At 65.3% G+C, this 15,546-nt stretch carries 18 protein-coding genes and 2 tRNA genes; 16 read left to right on the top strand and 4 right to left on the bottom strand.

All coding sequences use genetic code 11. From position 1 onward, the window contains the following. Positions 1 to 68: 68 nt before the first annotated feature. Complete coding sequence (locus tag ACM43_RS07270; RefSeq protein WP_271539270.1) at positions 69 to 791, bottom strand: helix-turn-helix transcriptional regulator; 723 nt, start codon at positions 789 to 791, stop codon at positions 69 to 71. 119 nt (positions 792 to 910) lie between these two features. Continuing rightward, a complete protein-coding gene (locus ACM43_RS07265; RefSeq protein WP_271539268.1) occupies positions 911 to 1,918 on the bottom strand; it encodes an LLM class flavin-dependent oxidoreductase in 1,008 nt (335 codons plus the stop codon). Between the two features lie 252 nt (positions 1,919 to 2,170). Here ACM43_RS07265 and ACM43_RS07260 point away from each other — a divergent pair, with 252 nt between their 5' ends. The 4 genes from ACM43_RS07260 to ACM43_RS07245 all read left to right on the top strand — a co-directional run bounded on the left by ACM43_RS07260 (position 2,171) and on the right by ACM43_RS07245 (position 4,964). After that, positions 2,171 to 2,674, top strand: coding sequence for a Twin-arginine translocation pathway signal (locus tag ACM43_RS07260; protein WP_271539266.1), 504 nt, complete (start codon positions 2,171 to 2,173; stop codon positions 2,672 to 2,674). Between the two features lie 13 nt (positions 2,675 to 2,687). Beyond that, positions 2,688 to 3,326 (top strand): ferric reductase-like transmembrane domain-containing protein, encoded by a 639-nt coding sequence (locus tag ACM43_RS07255; RefSeq protein ID WP_271539264.1) that lies wholly within the window; start codon positions 2,688 to 2,690, stop codon positions 3,324 to 3,326. A gap of 99 nt (positions 3,327 to 3,425) precedes the next feature. Then, on the top strand, positions 3,426 to 4,214 hold the full coding sequence (locus ACM43_RS07250; RefSeq protein ID WP_271539262.1) for a class I SAM-dependent methyltransferase: 789 nt from the start codon (positions 3,426 to 3,428) through the stop codon (positions 4,212 to 4,214). Between the two features lie 273 nt (positions 4,215 to 4,487). Then, positions 4,488 to 4,964, top strand: coding sequence for a Crp/Fnr family transcriptional regulator (locus ACM43_RS07245; RefSeq protein ID WP_157283270.1), 477 nt, complete (start codon positions 4,488 to 4,490; stop codon positions 4,962 to 4,964). Between the two features lie 1,127 nt (positions 4,965 to 6,091). Here ACM43_RS07245 and ACM43_RS07240 read toward each other — a convergent pair. Then, the gene (locus ACM43_RS07240; protein ID WP_271539260.1) at positions 6,092 to 6,442 is read right to left on the bottom strand and encodes a RidA family protein; all 351 of its coding nucleotides are present in this window, start codon (positions 6,440 to 6,442) and stop codon (positions 6,092 to 6,094) included. Positions 6,443 to 6,521: 79 nt separating this feature from the next. Then, positions 6,522 to 6,596, bottom strand: a tRNA-Thr gene (locus ACM43_RS07235). 318 nt (positions 6,597 to 6,914) lie between these two features. Here ACM43_RS07235 and ACM43_RS07230 point away from each other — a divergent pair. The 12 genes from ACM43_RS07230 to ACM43_RS07175 all read left to right on the top strand — a co-directional run bounded on the left by ACM43_RS07230 (position 6,915) and on the right by ACM43_RS07175 (position 15,534). Further along, complete coding sequence (locus tag ACM43_RS07230; protein WP_271539258.1) at positions 6,915 to 7,103, top strand: hypothetical protein; 189 nt, start codon at positions 6,915 to 6,917, stop codon at positions 7,101 to 7,103. 39 nt (positions 7,104 to 7,142) lie between these two features. Then, on the top strand, positions 7,143 to 8,849 hold the full coding sequence (locus tag ACM43_RS07225) for an FAD-dependent oxidoreductase (protein WP_271539819.1): 1,707 nt from the start codon (positions 7,143 to 7,145) through the stop codon (positions 8,847 to 8,849). Positions 8,850 to 8,975: 126 nt separating this feature from the next. After that, entirely contained in the window at positions 8,976 to 9,284 is a 309-nt protein-coding gene (locus tag ACM43_RS07220; RefSeq protein ID WP_057027600.1) for an EthD family reductase, read from the top strand. A gap of 192 nt (positions 9,285 to 9,476) precedes the next feature. Next, positions 9,477 to 9,986, top strand: coding sequence for a hypothetical protein (locus ACM43_RS07215; RefSeq protein WP_271539252.1), 510 nt, complete (start codon positions 9,477 to 9,479; stop codon positions 9,984 to 9,986). Positions 9,987 to 10,137: 151 nt separating this feature from the next. Next, on the top strand, positions 10,138 to 10,962 hold the full coding sequence (locus ACM43_RS07210) for an alpha/beta fold hydrolase (RefSeq protein WP_128264893.1): 825 nt from the start codon (positions 10,138 to 10,140) through the stop codon (positions 10,960 to 10,962). 140 nt (positions 10,963 to 11,102) lie between these two features. Next, positions 11,103 to 11,546 carry a DUF2948 family protein gene (locus ACM43_RS07205; RefSeq protein WP_271539249.1) on the top strand — a complete coding sequence of 148 codons (444 nt, stop codon included), beginning with the start codon at positions 11,103 to 11,105 and terminating at the stop codon, positions 11,544 to 11,546. 139 nt (positions 11,547 to 11,685) lie between these two features. Then, complete coding sequence (gene hisD, locus ACM43_RS07200) at positions 11,686 to 12,981, top strand: histidinol dehydrogenase (RefSeq protein WP_271539247.1); 1,296 nt, start codon at positions 11,686 to 11,688, stop codon at positions 12,979 to 12,981. Continuing rightward, positions 12,978 to 13,475 carry a UPF0262 family protein gene (locus ACM43_RS07195; RefSeq protein WP_157283264.1) on the top strand — a complete coding sequence of 166 codons (498 nt, stop codon included), beginning with the start codon at positions 12,978 to 12,980 and terminating at the stop codon, positions 13,473 to 13,475. Before hisD ends, ACM43_RS07195 begins: the two co-directional genes overlap by 4 nt. Before the next feature lie 71 nt (positions 13,476 to 13,546). After that, positions 13,547 to 14,014 (top strand): arsenate-mycothiol transferase ArsC, encoded by a 468-nt coding sequence (locus ACM43_RS07190; protein WP_109145380.1) that lies wholly within the window; start codon positions 13,547 to 13,549, stop codon positions 14,012 to 14,014. A gap of 278 nt (positions 14,015 to 14,292) precedes the next feature. Then, positions 14,293 to 14,922 carry a Maf-like protein gene (locus ACM43_RS07185; protein WP_271539242.1) on the top strand — a complete coding sequence of 210 codons (630 nt, stop codon included), beginning with the start codon at positions 14,293 to 14,295 and terminating at the stop codon, positions 14,920 to 14,922. A 167-nt stretch (positions 14,923 to 15,089) separates the two neighbouring features. After that, positions 15,090 to 15,272 (top strand): DNA gyrase inhibitor YacG, encoded by a 183-nt coding sequence (yacG, locus tag ACM43_RS07180; protein ID WP_036027000.1) that lies wholly within the window; start codon positions 15,090 to 15,092, stop codon positions 15,270 to 15,272. 186 nt (positions 15,273 to 15,458) lie between these two features. Beyond that, positions 15,459 to 15,534: transfer RNA gene (locus tag ACM43_RS07175), tRNA-Phe, on the top strand. The last annotated feature ends 12 nt before the right edge of the window (positions 15,535 to 15,546 follow it).

The following is a 15,546-nucleotide window of genomic DNA, read 5'->3' as shown; positions in this document are numbered from 1 at the left end:
ATGATCCGGACAAGTGCGGTGCGGTTTTCCGAAAATCATGCGCAAATAACGACCCGCAGCACGACGGCTCAGGGCGAGATCATCCGGTCGCGCATGGCGATCATCACGGCCTGCGTGCGGGTGGTCGCGCCGAGCTTCTTGCAGCAGCTCTTGACGTGCGCCTTCACGGTGCGCGGCGTGATCGCCAGGGCGTCGGCGATGTCTTCGGTGGATCGTCCGATTGCGGCCAGAGTCAGCACCTCGCACTCTCGCAGAGACAGCGCGACTGTTCGTGCCTCGGGCTGGCCGCGCAGTGTCAGCGCCCGGTCGAAGGCATAAAGCGCCATGAGATGGAGAGCCGCCAAATCACGCTCCGGCAGGTCGATCGCGCGGCCGCCGAAGAATACATGACCGATGCGGTTGGCGGGTGAAGCGATCGGGACCATCACGCCGTCGTTCAGCCCGAAGTCGCGGGCGCGGCGCACCAGTTCGACCGCGCGCGGCTCCCGGATCGGATCGAACGGCGCGTCCTTGAACCACCTGAACGGGCGCAGTGTCGTCTTGCAGTAGCGCAGCGCCGGATCGTCCCAGACGTACTGCTCGGTGGAGTACATATCCAGAAAGCCGCGCGGCAGCTGATGGGCGAGAACGGCCTCGCGCAGGGCTTCGGTCGAGAGCGGCGCGACATAGGCGCAACAGAACTGGTCTGCGCCGTACTGGCCGAGCATGCGTCCCATGGCGTCCAGGACACTCGCGGCGTCGGAAAGCTCTTGCACCGTCTCGATGAACTCGAAGGCGCGGCTTCGGATCATATCCATCGTTGATCCTCCGATCAGGCCTTGAGGGATCGGCGCTGCGCTACCCTTCCATATCCCGAGTTTAGGACGCCATTGCGGAGCCTGCAATCTCACGCTGTTCAGTCGGGGCCGGTTCAGCGATTAGGCGACGCCGCCAGCCGGTCCCGCACCTCCGCGGCGATCTCGAACGAGCGCAGCCGCGCCGTATGGTCGTAGATTTGCCCCGTCGTCATCAATTCGTCCGCGCCGGTTTCAGTGATCAGCGCCTTCAGCTTCGCTTCGACCACATCGGGCGACCCGACCGCCGAGCATGACAGCGCGTGCGCAACGCCGGCCTTCTCGGCCGGCGACCACAACGCGTCCATGTCCTCCACCGGCGGCGGCAACGGCCCCGGCGTGCCGCGGCGCAGGTTGATGAATTGCTGCTGCAGCGAGGAGAACATCCGCTGTGCCTCTTCATCGCTGTCGGCCGCGAACACGTTGACGCCGATCATCGCATAGGGCTTGTCGAGCTGCGCCGAGGGCTCGAAGCGCGCACGATATTCGCGCAGCGCCGGCATCATCATCTGCGGCGCGAAATGCGAAGCGAACGCGAACGGCAGCCCCAGCATCGCGGCAAGCTGCGCGCCAAAGGTGCTCGATCCCAAGATCCACAGCGGCACCTTGGTCCCCATGCCGGGCACGGCGCGGATCGCCTGGTTCGGCTGCACGTCGCCGAGCAGCGCCTGCAGTTCCAGCACGTCATGCGGAAAGTTCTCGGACGTGGTGGCGAGATCGCGGCGCAGCGCCCGTGCGGTGAACTGGTCGGTGCCCGGCGCCCGCCCCAGCCCGAGATCGATCCGCCCGGGATAGAGCGATTCCAGCGTGCCGAACTGCTCGGCGATGACCAGCGGCGAGTGGTTCGGCAGCATGATCCCGCCGGAGCCGACGCGGATCGTTTTCGTGCCGCCCGCGATGTGGCCGATCACCACCGACGTCGCCGCGCTCGCGATGCCCGTCATGTTGTGATGCTCGGCCAGCCAGAACCGCTTGAAGCCCCACCTCTCCGCATGCTGGGCCAGATCGAGCGAATTGCGAAAGGCCTGCGACGCGTCGCCGCCCAGGCGAATGGGTGCGAGGTCGAGCACGGAGAAGGGGATCATGGGAGGGCTGCCGGTGTGGAGGGGCCGCGTGACGGTGCGCGCTTGCAGGACACACATGTAGTGGCAGCGCGCAGAATAGGTAGAGCACTTGCGGGCCCCTCTTGTCAGCTCATCTGAGAGATGCACGCCGCGAAGACGGCCGTTCACAACACTGTTATTGCAGGCCCTGGCGCCCCTCGCGCCAACTGGGCGTTTTGCATCTGGTATTGTAGCTTGCGGGAAGCAGCTGCGCTGCTGCCAGGAGGAACTGACATGACCACGGTCGTATTCACCCGCCGCAACCTCCTCGCGGCCGGCGGCTCCGTCCTCGCAACGGGCCTTCTGGCAACCGGCGCTCCCGGCCTTCTGCTGCCCGCCCGTGCGAGCGGCCTCGCACCGACCGAGTCGATGTCGGGCGGCGCGAACAATTACCGCAAGGGCGCGGCGATCGTGGAGCGGATCGGCAAGGGCGGTTTCTGGATGAGCGGCACCGTGCGCCGCGCCGGCGACGGGGCTCCGCTGGCCGGACAGCGCATCCAGATCTGGGCGCACACGGTCGAAGGGCGGGAGCACGAGCCGCAGAGCCACGGCGCAACGCTCACCGACAAGGACGGCAGGTTCCGGCTGGAGATGCCGCAGATCATTCCGATCTTCGGCCAGCCGCACGGCCACCTCGCCTATGACAGCGGCGAGTTCAAGACCGTCTTCCTGCGGCCGGTGATGCGGAGCGCCAAGGAGACCAGCCTCGAGGCGCACTTCGTGCTGCAGCCGGCTTGAACCCCACTTGCAGATGACGCGATGGAGATCGGCCCGGGCGCCCCTGATCTGGGTTGCCCTTGGCTTGGCGATCGGCGTGCCGATTGCGCTTGCTGCAGCCAGCGAGCAGCTGGCATGGCGCGATCCTGTCTACATTATCGCCGGCTTCGCTGGGATCATCGCCCTCGGTCTCGTGCTCGTGCAGCCCTTGCTGATCGGCGGCTACCTGCCGCGATTGTCGGCCTATCGCGGCAGGCGCGCCCATCACTGGATCGGCGGCGCGCTTGTTCTGGCCATTCTGATCCATGTCGCCGGCCTCTGGATCACCAGCCCGCCCGACATGATCGACGCACTGACCTTCTCATCGCCGACGCCGTTCTCTCCCTTCGGCGTGACGGCGATGTGGGCCATCTTCGCGGTTGCATTCCTGGCTCTGCTGCGAAGGCGGTTGGGATTGCGGCCGCGAACCTGGCGCATCATCCATATTCCCCTCGCCATCGTCATCGTCGCAGGCAGCGTGGTCCATTGCCTGCTGATAGAGGGGACGATGGAGACAATCTCGAAGGCGGCGCTCTGTGCGCTCGTCCTCGCGGCGACGGTGAAAGTCATGATTGACCTGCAGGTGTGGCGGAAGCGAAAGACGCCGCGCGGGGAGAATGTCGCGCGGCAATAATCCGGCGGATCAGGTCAGTTCCAGGACTTCCCCAGTCCCATCTCTTGTGCGCAGAATGGCGCGCGCCAAGCATCGTCATCGGGCCGGGAGGATCTCGACATGGCAGAGCAGACCATTCGCTTCGACGATGGTGCCGCCTACGAGCAGATGATGGGAATCTGGAGCCGGTTCGCCGGCGAGATATTCCTTGATTGGCTGGCGCCTCCTGCAGGCTTGCGTTGGATCGACATCGGCTGCGGCAACGGCGCCTTCACTGAACTCCTGGTCGAGCGCTGCAGCCCCGCCGAGGTCCAGGGCATTGACCCCTCGGCCGAGCAGCTTGCTTTTGCGCGCACGCGATCTGCGGCGCGCGTGGCAAAGTTTCACCAGGGCGATGCGATGGCACTTCCTTTCGCCGACGCCAGCTTCGATGCGGCTGTGATGGCGTTGGTTCTGGTGTTCGTTCCGGATCCCGCCAGGGGCGTCAGCGAAATGGTGCGGGTCGTTGTCCCCGGCGGTGCGGTCATGACGTATATGTGGGACATGTTGGGTGGCGGCTTTCCGCTCGACCCGATCTATGACGAGATGATGGCAATGGGCATTCCGGCAACGCGCCCGCCACGGATGGACGCCTCTCGCATGGAAGCGTTGCGGGACCTGTGGCGAGGAGCAGGTCTCGAGGACGTGCAAACGCGAGAGATTACGGTGCAACGGACGTTTTCAGATTTCGATGACTTCTGGGCAATCAGTCTGAAGTCCCCCGCGCTCCGGCCTTCCGTTGCCGCCATGAGGCCCGCGGACGTCGAGACCCTCATCGCGCGGGTGCGTGCAAGCCTGCCGGCGCATGCGGACGGTCGCATCACCTGCGCTGCGCGCGCGCACGCGATCAGGGGCCGCCGGCCCCAATAGCTCGCACTGTGCGGCCCGTAGGATGGATAGAGCACTTGCGAAACCCATCATCTTCGCCACCGCACGAGTCTGATGGGTTTCGCTGCGCGCGGCAGTGGTCCAGAGTCGAGAGGTGAAATCTCTCGCCGCGTCATTGCGAGGAGCCCTTGCGACGAAGCAATCCAGACTGTTTCCGCGGACACATTCGTGGATTGCTTCGCTACGCTCGCAATGACGGAACCTGGCTGCACCGCTTAGCTTGCCGCAGCCTTCGACCGGGCGTAACCTCGCGCGATGACCGTCACGGCCCCCGATCTGAAAGCGTTCCTGCTGGCGACGCCGTTCTTCGGCGGGCTTTCGGAGGCGGGCCTCGACCTCTTGATCTCGATGCTGGTCGAGCGCCGCTTCGAAGCCGACGCGACCGTTGTGGCCGAGGGCGAGCCGGGACGTTCGATGTTCATCGTCAAGTCCGGCCGGCTGGCGGTGAGCAAACGCACGCATGCGGGCAGGGTCATCCCGATATCGCGTTTGGAGCCTGGCGATTTCTTCGGCGAGATGACGCTGATCGAAATGCAGAACCGCTCCGCCACTGTTATCGCGGAGGCGCCGACCGTGCTGTACGAGCTGACGGCCCAAAAGCTCTATGCCTGCTACAAGGCTGACATCCACGCCTACGTGATCGTCCTGCAGAACATCAATCGCGAGCTATGCCGGCGGCTGCGCCGTTCGGACGACCGCTTCGCAGCACTGCAAATGAAGGGCGACCATTGATGGTGCGCAGTGCGTAGGATGGGTAGAGCCCTTGCGAAACCCATCATGTTTCGTGGCTCGACAAGGAGCAGATGGGTTTCGCTTCGCTCAGCCCATCCTACGGGCTACTGAGATCCTCGACGCGCATCACGACTTGTCGTGCGCGTACTTCTCCAGGACCAGCCGATTATACTCGTCCCTGACGGCTCTGCGGGAAACATGCCCCTTCCGGTCCTTGGCGATTTTCAGAAGATCAGGATCGGTCGGCGCTTTTGACTTCCGCCGAAATCTCGCAAGGAGAGGAATCGTCGGCTCCGACATCCTTCCAAACAGGCGGTCGAACCATCCCATTGTGTCCTCCCGGACAGGTCGCGAGCGGAAAGACTATCACCATGAAATGAGGGGTCAACGTGCCGTGTGACCGCATCTTTTGAAGAGCCGCAACCGGAAGGATCGCAACGCTTCTGTCCCGTCGGGCAAAACACCGCCCCTCCGCGCAGCCCCGTCAATCCCCTCCCGCAAACATATTCCACTTTACCGAAATTCGGAATTACGGTATCCATCGCTCATCCCGGCCCAGGGAGAGGGGCGATCGTACGTCGTCACGAACGAGGGCCAGGGTGCGGTGGACGCGGCTGCGTCGGGCACGCGGGGCGGGACCAGGGCGAGATGAACCTCGTGAGGTCTCACAGCGTGCGGAACGGACGGCGCCAACATCCGGCGAAGCCTCTTGGCGGAGCCGGAAGCTGCGTACGGCAAAACCGTGTGGTCCTGACCGTCGTTGCTACGGTCAAGCCTTGCGGAGATGCATCTCGGCTCAACCGGGCCTTGAGGCATCGTCAATTCGCGAGGTGACGGAGGCCAGAAGGAACTCGGCTCCGGGGAGAGCAGGCATAAGCCGTCAAACCACTGCGCAGGGAAGGCCGTGTGTTGGGCTTCACCTGTATGCCGCTGTGCAGTTTTCTGCGTGTGCTGTCGCCAGCGGACCGTGGGTGCCAGCCGGCACCCGGCCTTCCCTGCGCCCTCTTCGTAGAAGAGGGACAAGAAAACGAGCAAAACTCGGGCGTTTCGGGCCGCGAGAATGCCAAGCCATGTGTGGAAGGCTGACGAAACGACCGAACTTGCTCTTCTCGCCCGTCGCTCGAGGATCACCGGCGCGCGGCGTTCGCCGTCAGCTCCAGCTTGACGCCCGGGCCGAGATCCGCAACGCCGATCGCGGCACGCGCCGGCAGATGCTCCGCAGTGAAATAGCGCTTCCACACCTGGTTGAACGCGGCCTTCTCCGTGAGGTCGGCCAGGAAGATCGTCACCTGCAGAACGCAGGAGAGATCCGAGCCGGCGCCCTCGAGCAGGGTCTTCAACTGGCGCAGCACATCCTCGGCCTGGCCCCCCATGTCGAGCCCGGCATCTTCAGGGACGATGCCGCCGAGATAGAGCACGCCGTTGTGCTCGACGATCTCGTGGAGCAGTCCTTCATAGGGCAGGGAACGTGTGATCACGATCGCATCCGTGGGTGCCTGCGGTCTCGCTGACAGGCGCAAGGCCAGGTTCAACAAGGCTCGCGTCGATGGAGAGAGCTGGTGCTGCCAGACAGGATTGAACTGTCGACCTCTCCATTACCAATGGAGTGCTCTACCACTGAGCTACGGCAGCATGTGCTGGGACAAGAATCGGCCGCCCGAGGGGCCTACCAAGCGGGCCGATATCTGCCACAAGCCCCCCTCCTGCGCAAGCTTGCTAGCCCCGCCAAAACGAGAAAATCGGGCCGATATCGGCGCCAAAATGCCCGTTTTCGCCCGAACTGACCGACTTCACGCCGATTCGGGGTCTGATATCCCTGCCCAACTGGGCAGTTGGCCTGGGGGCCGGTTTCGATCCATGTCGCGTTTCGCTTGGGGTCCTATCGCCTCACCCTCTTGAGCTGCCACACTTCGATGGCATCCTGTGGCCGGTTGCTGTGATGGAGCCGCGATGGGCGACGAGACTGACAAGAGCGCGAGGCAGGCGAGGGCGTCCCGGGACGACCGGCTGAAATCGGCGCTGCGCGAAAACCTGAAGCGGCGGAAGGTGCAGGCGCGCGAACGCGCCGCAAGCACCGACCCCTCGCAGGACGACGATGGTTCCCCAAATGAGGGGGCCGCCGGCAAGACCTCTCGTTGAACGCCGGCGGCTGGAGATTTTGGAGTGCATGCAGTGGCCATGGGGCAGGACGAAACACAACGAACCGACCGTGATGCGCAGCTGCTGCGGTTCACCCGCCCCGAGCAGACCTTTCCGGCGCTGACGCCCGCCGAGATCGAACGGATCAGGCACTTCGGCGAAATCCGCGCCTACGCGGACGGCGAGTTGCTGTTCGAGACCGGCAAGCCCGGGCCCGGCATGTTCGTGGTGCTGGCGGGCCACGTCGCCATCACCCAGCGCGACGGTCTCGGTCACGTCACGCCGGTGATCGATCAGGGGCCGGGGCAATTCCTGGCCGAGCTCGGCCAGCTCTCGGGCAGGCCGGCGCTGGTCGACGGCCGCGCCGAAGGCAATGTCGAGGTGCTGCTCGTCCCGCCGGACCGGCTGCGCGCGCTGCTGGTGGCCGAAGCCGAGCTTGGCGAGCGCATCATGCGCGCGCTGATCCTGCGCCGGGTCAATCTGATCCAGGGCGGCATCGGCGGCCCCGTGTTGATCGGGCCCTCGAACTCCGCCGGCGTGGTGCGCCTGCAGGGCTTTCTCACCCGCAATGGCCAGCCGCATCATCTGCTCGACCCCGAGAGCGAGCATGACGCCGCCGAACTGATCGCGCGCTATTCGCCGAAGCCGGAGGATTGGCCGCTCGTCGTCACGGCCGGCGGCACGGTGCTGCGCAATCCCAGCGAGACCGAGCTCGGCCGCGCCATCGGCATGATCGGCGGGGCCAAGGACAACCGAATCTACGATGTCGCCATCGTCGGCTGCGGGCCGGCGGGGCTCGCGACTGCGGTCTACGCTGCGTCCGAAGGTCTCTCGGTCGCGGTCGTCGACACCCGCGCCTTCGGCGGCCAAGCCGGCGCCAGCGCGCGCATCGAGAACTATCTGGGCTTCCCGACCGGCATCTCCGGCCAGGCGCTGGCGGGCCGCGCCTTCACCCAGGCGCAGAAGTTCGGCGCCGACATCATGATTCCGATGTCGGTGAGCTCGCTGGATTGCTCGCGCGCCAACGGTACCTTCGCGCTGGCGCTGGATTGCGGCGACACCTTGCGCTCCCGTTCGGTGGTGGTCGCGAGCGGCGCGCGCTATCGCCGTCCCGATATCGCCAACCTCGACAAGTTCGAGGGCCGCGGCGTCTGGTATTGGGCATCGCCCGTGGAGGCGCGGCTCTGCGCCGGCGAGGAGGTGGCGCTGGTCGGCGCCGGTAATTCGGCTGGCCAGGCCGCCGTGTTCCTGTCGGGCCATGCGAAAAAAGTGCTGATGATCATCCGCGGCGGCGGCCTTGGCGCCAGCATGTCACGCTATCTCATCGAGCGCATCGAAGCGACCCCGAACATCGAATTGATGTTCAACACCGAGATCACCGCACTCGAGGGCGACGAGGCCTCGCTGCTGCGGCGCATCCGCTGGAAGAGCCGGCTGTCGGATGACGAGGATTCCGCCGACATCCGCAATCTCTTCCTGTTCGTCGGCGCCGATCCCGCTACGTCCTGGCTCGACGGCTGCGGCGTGACGCTCGATCGCGGCGGCTTCGTCGTCACCGGCGCGCAGTCGGAGCAGAACCAGGGCAAGCTGGTGGCGCCGCTGGAGACCTCCGTGCCCGGCGTCTACGCCGTCGGCGACGTCCGCTCCGGCTCGGTCAAGCGCGTCGGCGGCGCCATCGGCGAGGGCGCGCAGGTCGTTGCCTCCCTGCATGGCTATCTCGGCGACGCCGCAAAACCGGCGCTTTAGTCAAGGACAAGGCAAGGCAATGGCAAGCCAAATCCGGCTTGTCATCTTACTGCGCAATGCGTGACTATCCCCTCGTCGCGAGGCAAATCGCGCGCGGAAAAAACAAGGATTCAACGGGAGGACCAAATGGCTGAAGTCGTCGTGCTCTACAAGACACCCAAGGATGCTGCCGCCTTCGACAAGTACTATGCCGAGACGCACATTCCGCTCGCCAAGAAGCTTCCCGGCCTGAAGAACTACGCCGTCAGCAAGGGGCCGGTCGCATCTCCCGCAGGTCCTTCCGGAATCCACCTCGTCGCCATTCTCACCTTCGACAGCGTCGCGGACATTCAGGCCGCCTTTGGCAGCGAGGAAGGCAAGGCGACCGGCGCGGACGTGCCGAAATTCGCCAGCGGCGGTGCCGACATCCTGATCTTCGATACCAAGAACGTGTGAGTTCGATTCAACTTTCGTCGAAAGCCTGCCGTCGTTTGTGACAGCGCTGCAAAAAAGTTCAGCCATGCGTTTTTCGATTTCGCACGATGACGCATGGCTGCGCTCATGCATGTGACGACAACGCAGGTGGTAATCCGATGAGGACCGTAATACTATTCTCGTCACCTCAACGCCGAGAGTAGGAGAGATGTCATGGTGCTTGGCCTAAGCCTGTCCGCCCTTACGCTGATCCATGTCATCATCAGCCTGATTGCCATCGTCGCCGGGCTCGTCGTGATGTTCGGCCTGCTCGGCTCGAAGTCGATGCCGGGCATGACTGCGATCTTCTTAGCTTTCACCATCCTCACCAGCGCCACCGGCTTCCTGTTTCCATTCAAGGAGCTGCTGCCCTCGCACATCATCGGCATCATCTCGCTGGTGCTGCTCGCGATCGCCTGTTTCGCGCTCTACGGCATGAAGCTCGCCGGCGTCTGGCGTCCGGTCTACATTGTGACCGCGATGATCTCGCTCTATTTCAACGTCTTCGTGCTGGTGATCCAGTCGTTCCTCAAGGTGCCCGCACTTGCCGCGCTCGCGCCCGCCGTGCCCCCGGCGCCGCCATCGGGGCCGGTGTTCGCCGTGGTGCAGGGCATCGTGCTGGTGTTTTTCGTCGTGCTGACCATCGGCGCTTGGCGCCGCTACAAGCCCCTGGCGTTTGCCTGATTGGCCCCTCTCGTCATTCCGGGCATCGCGCAGCGATGAACTCTGGTGCGCAATCGCGCACCTGAGAATCTCGATTAAACAATCTCCAGATTCCGGGTCCGCGCTGACGCGCGTCCCGGAATGGCGTCTCTCATTGAAAGGAGCCCTCACCATGCCCACCATCACCACCAAAGACGGCGTCGAGATCTTCTACAAGGACTGGGGCTCGGGCCAGCCGATCGTGTTCAGCCATGGCTGGCCGCTGTCGTCGGACGATTGGGACGCGCAGATGATGTACTTCGTCACGCGCGGCTATCGCGTCATCGCCCATGACCGCCGCGGCCACGGCCGCTCGGCGCAGGTCGCCGACGGCCACGACATGGATCACTATGCCGACGATCTCGCCGCGCTCACCGCGCATCTCGACCTCAAGAACGCCCTCCATGTCGGCCATTCCACCGGCGGCGGCGAGGTCGTGCACTACATCGCCCGTCACGGCGAGAGCCGCGTCGCGAAGGCCGCGATCCTCTCGGCGGTGCCGCCGCTGATGGTGCAGACCGCGGCCAATCCCGGCGGCCTGCCGAAGAGCGTGTTCGACGATTTCCAGGCCCAGCTCGCCGCCGGCCGCTCGGCCTTCTACCGCGACATCGCCGCCGGCCCGTTCTACGGCTACAACCGCCCCGGCGCAAAACCGCTGGAAGCCGTGATCGAGAACTGGTGGCGCCAGGGCATGATGGGTGGCGCGAAAGCCCATTACGACGGCATCGTCGCGTTCTCGCAAACCGATTTCACTGAGGATCTGAAGAAGATCAACGTGCCGGTTCTGGTGATGCACGGCGACGACGACCAGATCGTGCCATACGCGGATTCGGCGCCGCTCTCGGCCAAGCTGCTCAAGAAAGGCATCCTGAAGACCTACAAGGGATTCCCTCACGGCATGCCAACCACGCATGCCGAGACGATCAACGCGGATCTCCTGGCGTTCTTCAGGGAGTGAGGTTTCACGACTCTCACCCTCCCTTGTTGTGGGAAAGGGTCGCTCGCCGCGTAGCGGCGAGCCGGGCCAGGGCTTAACTTGTGTGGAAATTTCGGGGCTCGTGCGCGTTGAGCCCCATCCACTCAAGGAGAGGCGCGGCGATGTCGCCCCAGCTCAAACTGATCGCGCTCGACGCCGACGACCTCGCCGTGATCTCGACCCATGTCCAGGACGCCCGTGTCCAGGCTGCCGACATCATCTGGCGGCAGGGCGAGAAGCGCCTTGTGGTCGGAATGAGCCGGCTGGACTGGGAGCAGACCTTGGAGGGCGAGACCGAGCCGCGCCGGCTGGTCGCAGCGCTGCGTTTCGACCGTGTGCTCGCCTGCAAGTCGCGCAACATTGACCTCGCCGCACCGGACAAGATCCTGGATCTCGTCGGCATTGAATTTCACCCCCAGGACGGCCGCGCCGAGGAGCCCGGCGGCAGCGCCCTGCTTTTGTTCGCCCAGGGCGGCGCCATCCGCCTGGACGTCGAGTGTCTGGAATGCGAGCTGACCGACCTCGGGGCCGACACGCTGGGCACGGGAATCCAGGGGGAGGAGTGAAGAGGCCGTATACCAGCCGAATGGGCCCTGGCTGGGATGGCATCTGCCGAGGGTTGACGCAGCTTTCCCGCCGCGCCATTGAGCAGGGGACCTGGTGCGCCGATCCGCCCCTCAAGACCAGCCGGAAGCCAAGCGAAACATGCCCGTTCGCCTCGACCGCAGCAGCGCCGATTTCGACCAGCGATTCGCCGCCTTCCTCGCCGCCAAGCGCGAGGCGTCGGCCGACGTCGAGGCCGCCGCCCGCGCGATCGTCGACGACGTGGCCAAGCGTGGCGACGCCGCCCTGCTCGAGGCGACGGCCAAGTTCGACCGCCTGAAGCTGGACGCATCCTCCTTGCGCGTCTCCGCCGCCGAGATCGAGGCCGCCGTGAAGGCCTGCGAGCCCGCGACGCTGGATGCACTCAAGCTCGCGCGCGACCGCATCGAGACCTATCACCGCCGCCAGCTGCCGAACGACGAGCGCTTCACCGATCCGCTCGGCGTCGAGCTCGGCTGGCGCTACACCGCGATCGAATCCGCCGGCCTCTACGTCCCCGGCGGCACGGCGGCCTATCCGTCATCGGTGCTGATGAATGCCGTGCCGGCGAAAGTCGCCGGCGTGTCGCGCCTCGTGATGGTGGTGCCCTCGCCGGACGGCAAGCTCAATCCGCTGGTCCTGGCGGCCGCCCATCTCGGCGGCGTCACCGAGATCTATCGTGTCGGCGGCGCGCAGGCCGTCGCCGCGCTCGCGCATGGCACCGCGACCATCGCGCCTGTCGCCAAGATCGTCGGCCCCGGCAATGCCTATGTCGCCGCCGCCAAACGGCTGGTGTTCGGCAAGGTCGGCATCGACATGATCGCCGGCCCCTCGGAGGTGCTCGTCATTGCCGACGACACCGGCAATGCCGACTGGATCGCCGCTGACCTCTTGGCGCAGGCCGAGCACGATTCCAGCGCGCAGTCGATCCTGATCACGGAGTCCGCGCGCCTCGCCGCCGACGTCGAAAAGGCGGTCGAGGCGCAGCTGAAGACGCTGCCGCGCGCCGCGATCGCCAGCGCGTCCTGGGCCGATTTCGGCGCCGTCATCATGGTGAAGAACCTGGGCGAGGCCATCCCGCTCGCGGACGCCATCGCGGCCGAGCATCTCGAGATCATGACCGTCGATCCCGACGCGCTCGCGGCGAAGATCCGCAATGCCGGCGCGGTGTTCCTCGGGCCGCACACGCCCGAGGCGATCGGCGATTACGTCGGCGGCTCCAACCACGTGCTGCCGACGGCGCGCTCGGCGCGGTTTTCCTCCGGGCTCTCGGTGCACGACTTCATGAAGCGCACCTCGATCCTGAAATGCGGGCCCGACCAATTGCGTGCGCTGGGACCTGCCGCGATGACGCTCGGCAAGGCGGAGGGGCTGGACGCCCATTCCCGCTCGATTGGATTGCGCCTCAATCTGTCATGACAAAGCCGCCCGCACAGGACGACTCGACCAATCGCATCGTCGGCGTCACGCTCGACGAGGAATCGATCGGCCGTTCCGGGCCGGACATCGAGCACGAGCGGGCGATCGCGATCTACGATCTGATCGAGCAGAACCTGTTTGCGCCCGAGGGTGCGGAGGGGAAAGGTCCGTTCACGCTGCATATCGGCATCACCGGCAACCGGCTGATGTTCGACATCCGCCGCGAGGACGGCACGCCTGTCGTCGCGCATCTGCTCTCGCTGACGCCGTTCCGGCGGATCGTGAAAGACTATTTCATGATCTGCGACAGCTATTACCAGGCGATCCGCACCGCGACCCCCGACAAGATCGAGGCCATCGACATGGGCCGCCGCGGCATCCACGACGAGGGATCGCGCACGCTGCAGGAGCGGCTGAAAGGCAAGGTGCGGGTCGACTTCGAGACCTCGCGCCGGCTGTTCACGCTCATTACTGTCCTGCACTGGAAGGGTTAGGGCATGGCCCGGAAAAGTGTGCAGCGGTTTTCCGACAAGGCCATGCCCTCTATCAAAAGAGGCTGAGCGCGATGGCGGATCCGCCACGCGCACGCGATCCTCAGTCGGTGCTGTTCGCCTGTGCGATGAACAGCGTGCGCTCGCCGATGGCCGAGAGCCTGTTGCAGCACATGTTTCCGCAAGGTCTCTACGTGAAGTCGGCCGGCACCAGGAAGGGCGAGCTCGATCCCTTCGCCGTCGCCGTCATGGGCGAGCTCGGCCAGGACATCTCCGGCCACAAGCCGCAGACCTTCGAGGAGCTGGAGGATTGGGAGGGACTGAATTTCGACCTCATCATCACGCTCTCGCCCGAGGCGCATCACAAGGCGCTGGAGCTGACGCGAACGCTCGCGGCCGAGGTCGAATACTGGCCGACGCAGGATCCCACCACCATCGAAGGCAGCCGCGACCAGAAGCTCGCTGCCTATCGCGAGGTCTGCGATCAGCTCCTGATGCGCATCCGGCGGCGCTTCGCCAAGGTCGGCGCGGCGAGCGGGTGATCTCGTGCCCCGGACGCAGTGCAGCGCGTCTTCGCGATGCGCTGCAGAGCCGGGGCCCATCTCATCGCACGGGCGTGGGTCCCGGCTCAGCGTCGCAGCATTTCATGCCGCGCCGCGTCCGGGACACGAGACCCTCCGTAACACCCGCGTCACAGAGAGCAGGCACAGCCGTGGCGATACCTCGAATCACCAAACTCCGGTTCCCGGGTTGTGAAATCAGCCCCCTTCCGATAGGTTCCGCGCGCAATTCACCCCTGCCTCATCCCCCAAATCACCTGATGCTCGGCCGCCCAAAATTCGTACTTGCCTCCGGTTCGCCGCGTCGGCTGTCGCTGCTCAACCAGGCCGGCATCGAGCCGGATGCGCTCCGGCCGGCCGACGTCGACGAGACGCCGAAGCGGGGCGAGCTGCCGCGCGCCTGCGCCAACCGGCTGGCCAGGGCCAAGGCCGACGCTGCGCTGAAGTCGGTGCAGCTCGACGACGAGCTGCGCGGCGCCTTCGTCCTCGCCGCGGACACGGTGGTGGCGGTCGGCCGCCGCATCCTGCCGAAGGCGAACCTCGTGGACGAAGCCGCGCAGTGCCTGCGGCTGCTGTCAGGCCGCAACCACCGCGTCTACACCGCGATCTGCTTGGTCACGCCGCGCGAGGCCTTCCGCCAGCGTCTGGTCGAGACGCGCGTGCGCTTCAAGCGCCTCTCCGAGGACGACATCCAGGCCTATATCGGCTCCGGCGAATGGCGCGGCAAAGCCGGCGGCTACGCCGTGCAGGGCATCGCCGGATCATTCGTGGTCAAGATGGTCGGGTCCTACACCAACGTCGTCGGCCTGCCGCTCTACGAGACCACGACGCTGCTCGGCGGCGAGGGCTTTCCGATCCGCTTCGGCTGGCTCAATACCGCCACCGTGTGAGCCCAATTGAGTCCAAGGGCCGCGCCGACAAAAACCTCGAAAACAACCCCATGCACAGTAGAATGGCCCCGCCGGATCCGCCCAGCGGCGCATGCGCGGCTGCGCCAGGAACCCGTTTCGGGGCAGGCTCTTGAACCCCGTCACCCCGTGTAAACTGCCGACATTCCATGGACGACCAGGTCAACAAGCCCACCGGCCCGCTCAAAACCTGCCCGATCTGCGGCAAGCCGCAGACGCAGGCCACCCGTCCGTTCTGCTCCTCGCGCTGTCGCGACGTCGATCTGAACCGCTGGCTGAAGGGCTCCTACGTCATCCCCGGCCGCGACGACGAAACCGACGACGTCGAATAATCGAGCTATCTCAATAGATTAAGAGAGCCTCTGAGGCGGCAGGCGGCCGCAACAGCAACCCCGTCCCAGCTTGTGCACAGAGGGGCCGCGCCCGGCGCAGCCACTTGGTGAAGCCGGGTGGACAGGCCGCCTCGAGCCCACTATAAACCGCCCGCTCGATGGGCTTTGGCCCCTCTCTTGGAGCACGCCCAGGTAGCTCAGTTGGTAGAGCATGCGACTGAAAATCGCAGTGTCGGTGGTTCGATTCCGCCCCTGGGCACCATCCTCTTGAAGG

The organism is Bradyrhizobium sp. CCBAU 45321 (genome assembly GCF_028128975.1).
GTDB classification, from domain to species: Bacteria; Pseudomonadota; Alphaproteobacteria; order Rhizobiales; family Xanthobacteraceae; genus Bradyrhizobium; species Bradyrhizobium yuanmingense.
This window is presented reverse-complemented; position numbering and strand designations above follow the sequence as displayed.

Excerpts from the sequence above, each read along its gene's own strand:
- ACM43_RS07255 (WP_271539264.1), top strand. The coding sequence starts at position 2,688 with ATGACGCGATGGAGATCGGCCCGGGCGCCCCTGATCTGGGTTGCCCTT.
- yacG (WP_036027000.1), top strand. The coding sequence starts at position 15,090 with ATGGACGACCAGGTCAACAAGCCCACCGGCCCGCTCAAAACCTGCCCG.
- ACM43_RS07210 (WP_128264893.1), top strand. The coding sequence starts at position 10,138 with ATGCCCACCATCACCACCAAAGACGGCGTCGAGATCTTCTACAAGGAC.
- ACM43_RS07225 (WP_271539819.1), top strand. The coding sequence starts at position 7,143 with ATGGGGCAGGACGAAACACAACGAACCGACCGTGATGCGCAGCTGCTG.
- ACM43_RS07205 (WP_271539249.1), top strand. The coding sequence starts at position 11,103 with ATGTCGCCCCAGCTCAAACTGATCGCGCTCGACGCCGACGACCTCGCC.
- ACM43_RS07265 (WP_271539268.1), bottom strand. The coding sequence starts at position 1,918 with ATGATCCCCTTCTCCGTGCTCGACCTCGCACCCATTCGCCTGGGCGGC.
- ACM43_RS07230 (WP_271539258.1), top strand. The coding sequence starts at position 6,915 with ATGGGCGACGAGACTGACAAGAGCGCGAGGCAGGCGAGGGCGTCCCGG.
- ACM43_RS07215 (WP_271539252.1), top strand. The coding sequence starts at position 9,477 with ATGGTGCTTGGCCTAAGCCTGTCCGCCCTTACGCTGATCCATGTCATC.
- ACM43_RS07250 (WP_271539262.1), top strand. The coding sequence starts at position 3,426 with ATGGCAGAGCAGACCATTCGCTTCGACGATGGTGCCGCCTACGAGCAG.
- ACM43_RS07190 (WP_109145380.1), top strand. The coding sequence starts at position 13,547 with ATGGCGGATCCGCCACGCGCACGCGATCCTCAGTCGGTGCTGTTCGCC.
- ACM43_RS07185 (WP_271539242.1), top strand. The coding sequence starts at position 14,293 with ATGCTCGGCCGCCCAAAATTCGTACTTGCCTCCGGTTCGCCGCGTCGG.
- ACM43_RS07260 (WP_271539266.1), top strand. The coding sequence starts at position 2,171 with ATGACCACGGTCGTATTCACCCGCCGCAACCTCCTCGCGGCCGGCGGC.
- ACM43_RS07245 (WP_157283270.1), top strand. The coding sequence starts at position 4,488 with ATGACCGTCACGGCCCCCGATCTGAAAGCGTTCCTGCTGGCGACGCCG.
- hisD (WP_271539247.1), top strand. The coding sequence starts at position 11,686 with ATGCCCGTTCGCCTCGACCGCAGCAGCGCCGATTTCGACCAGCGATTC.
- ACM43_RS07270 (WP_271539270.1), bottom strand. The coding sequence starts at position 791 with ATGATCCGAAGCCGCGCCTTCGAGTTCATCGAGACGGTGCAAGAGCTT.
- ACM43_RS07220 (WP_057027600.1), top strand. The coding sequence starts at position 8,976 with ATGGCTGAAGTCGTCGTGCTCTACAAGACACCCAAGGATGCTGCCGCC.
- ACM43_RS07195 (WP_157283264.1), top strand. The coding sequence starts at position 12,978 with ATGACAAAGCCGCCCGCACAGGACGACTCGACCAATCGCATCGTCGGC.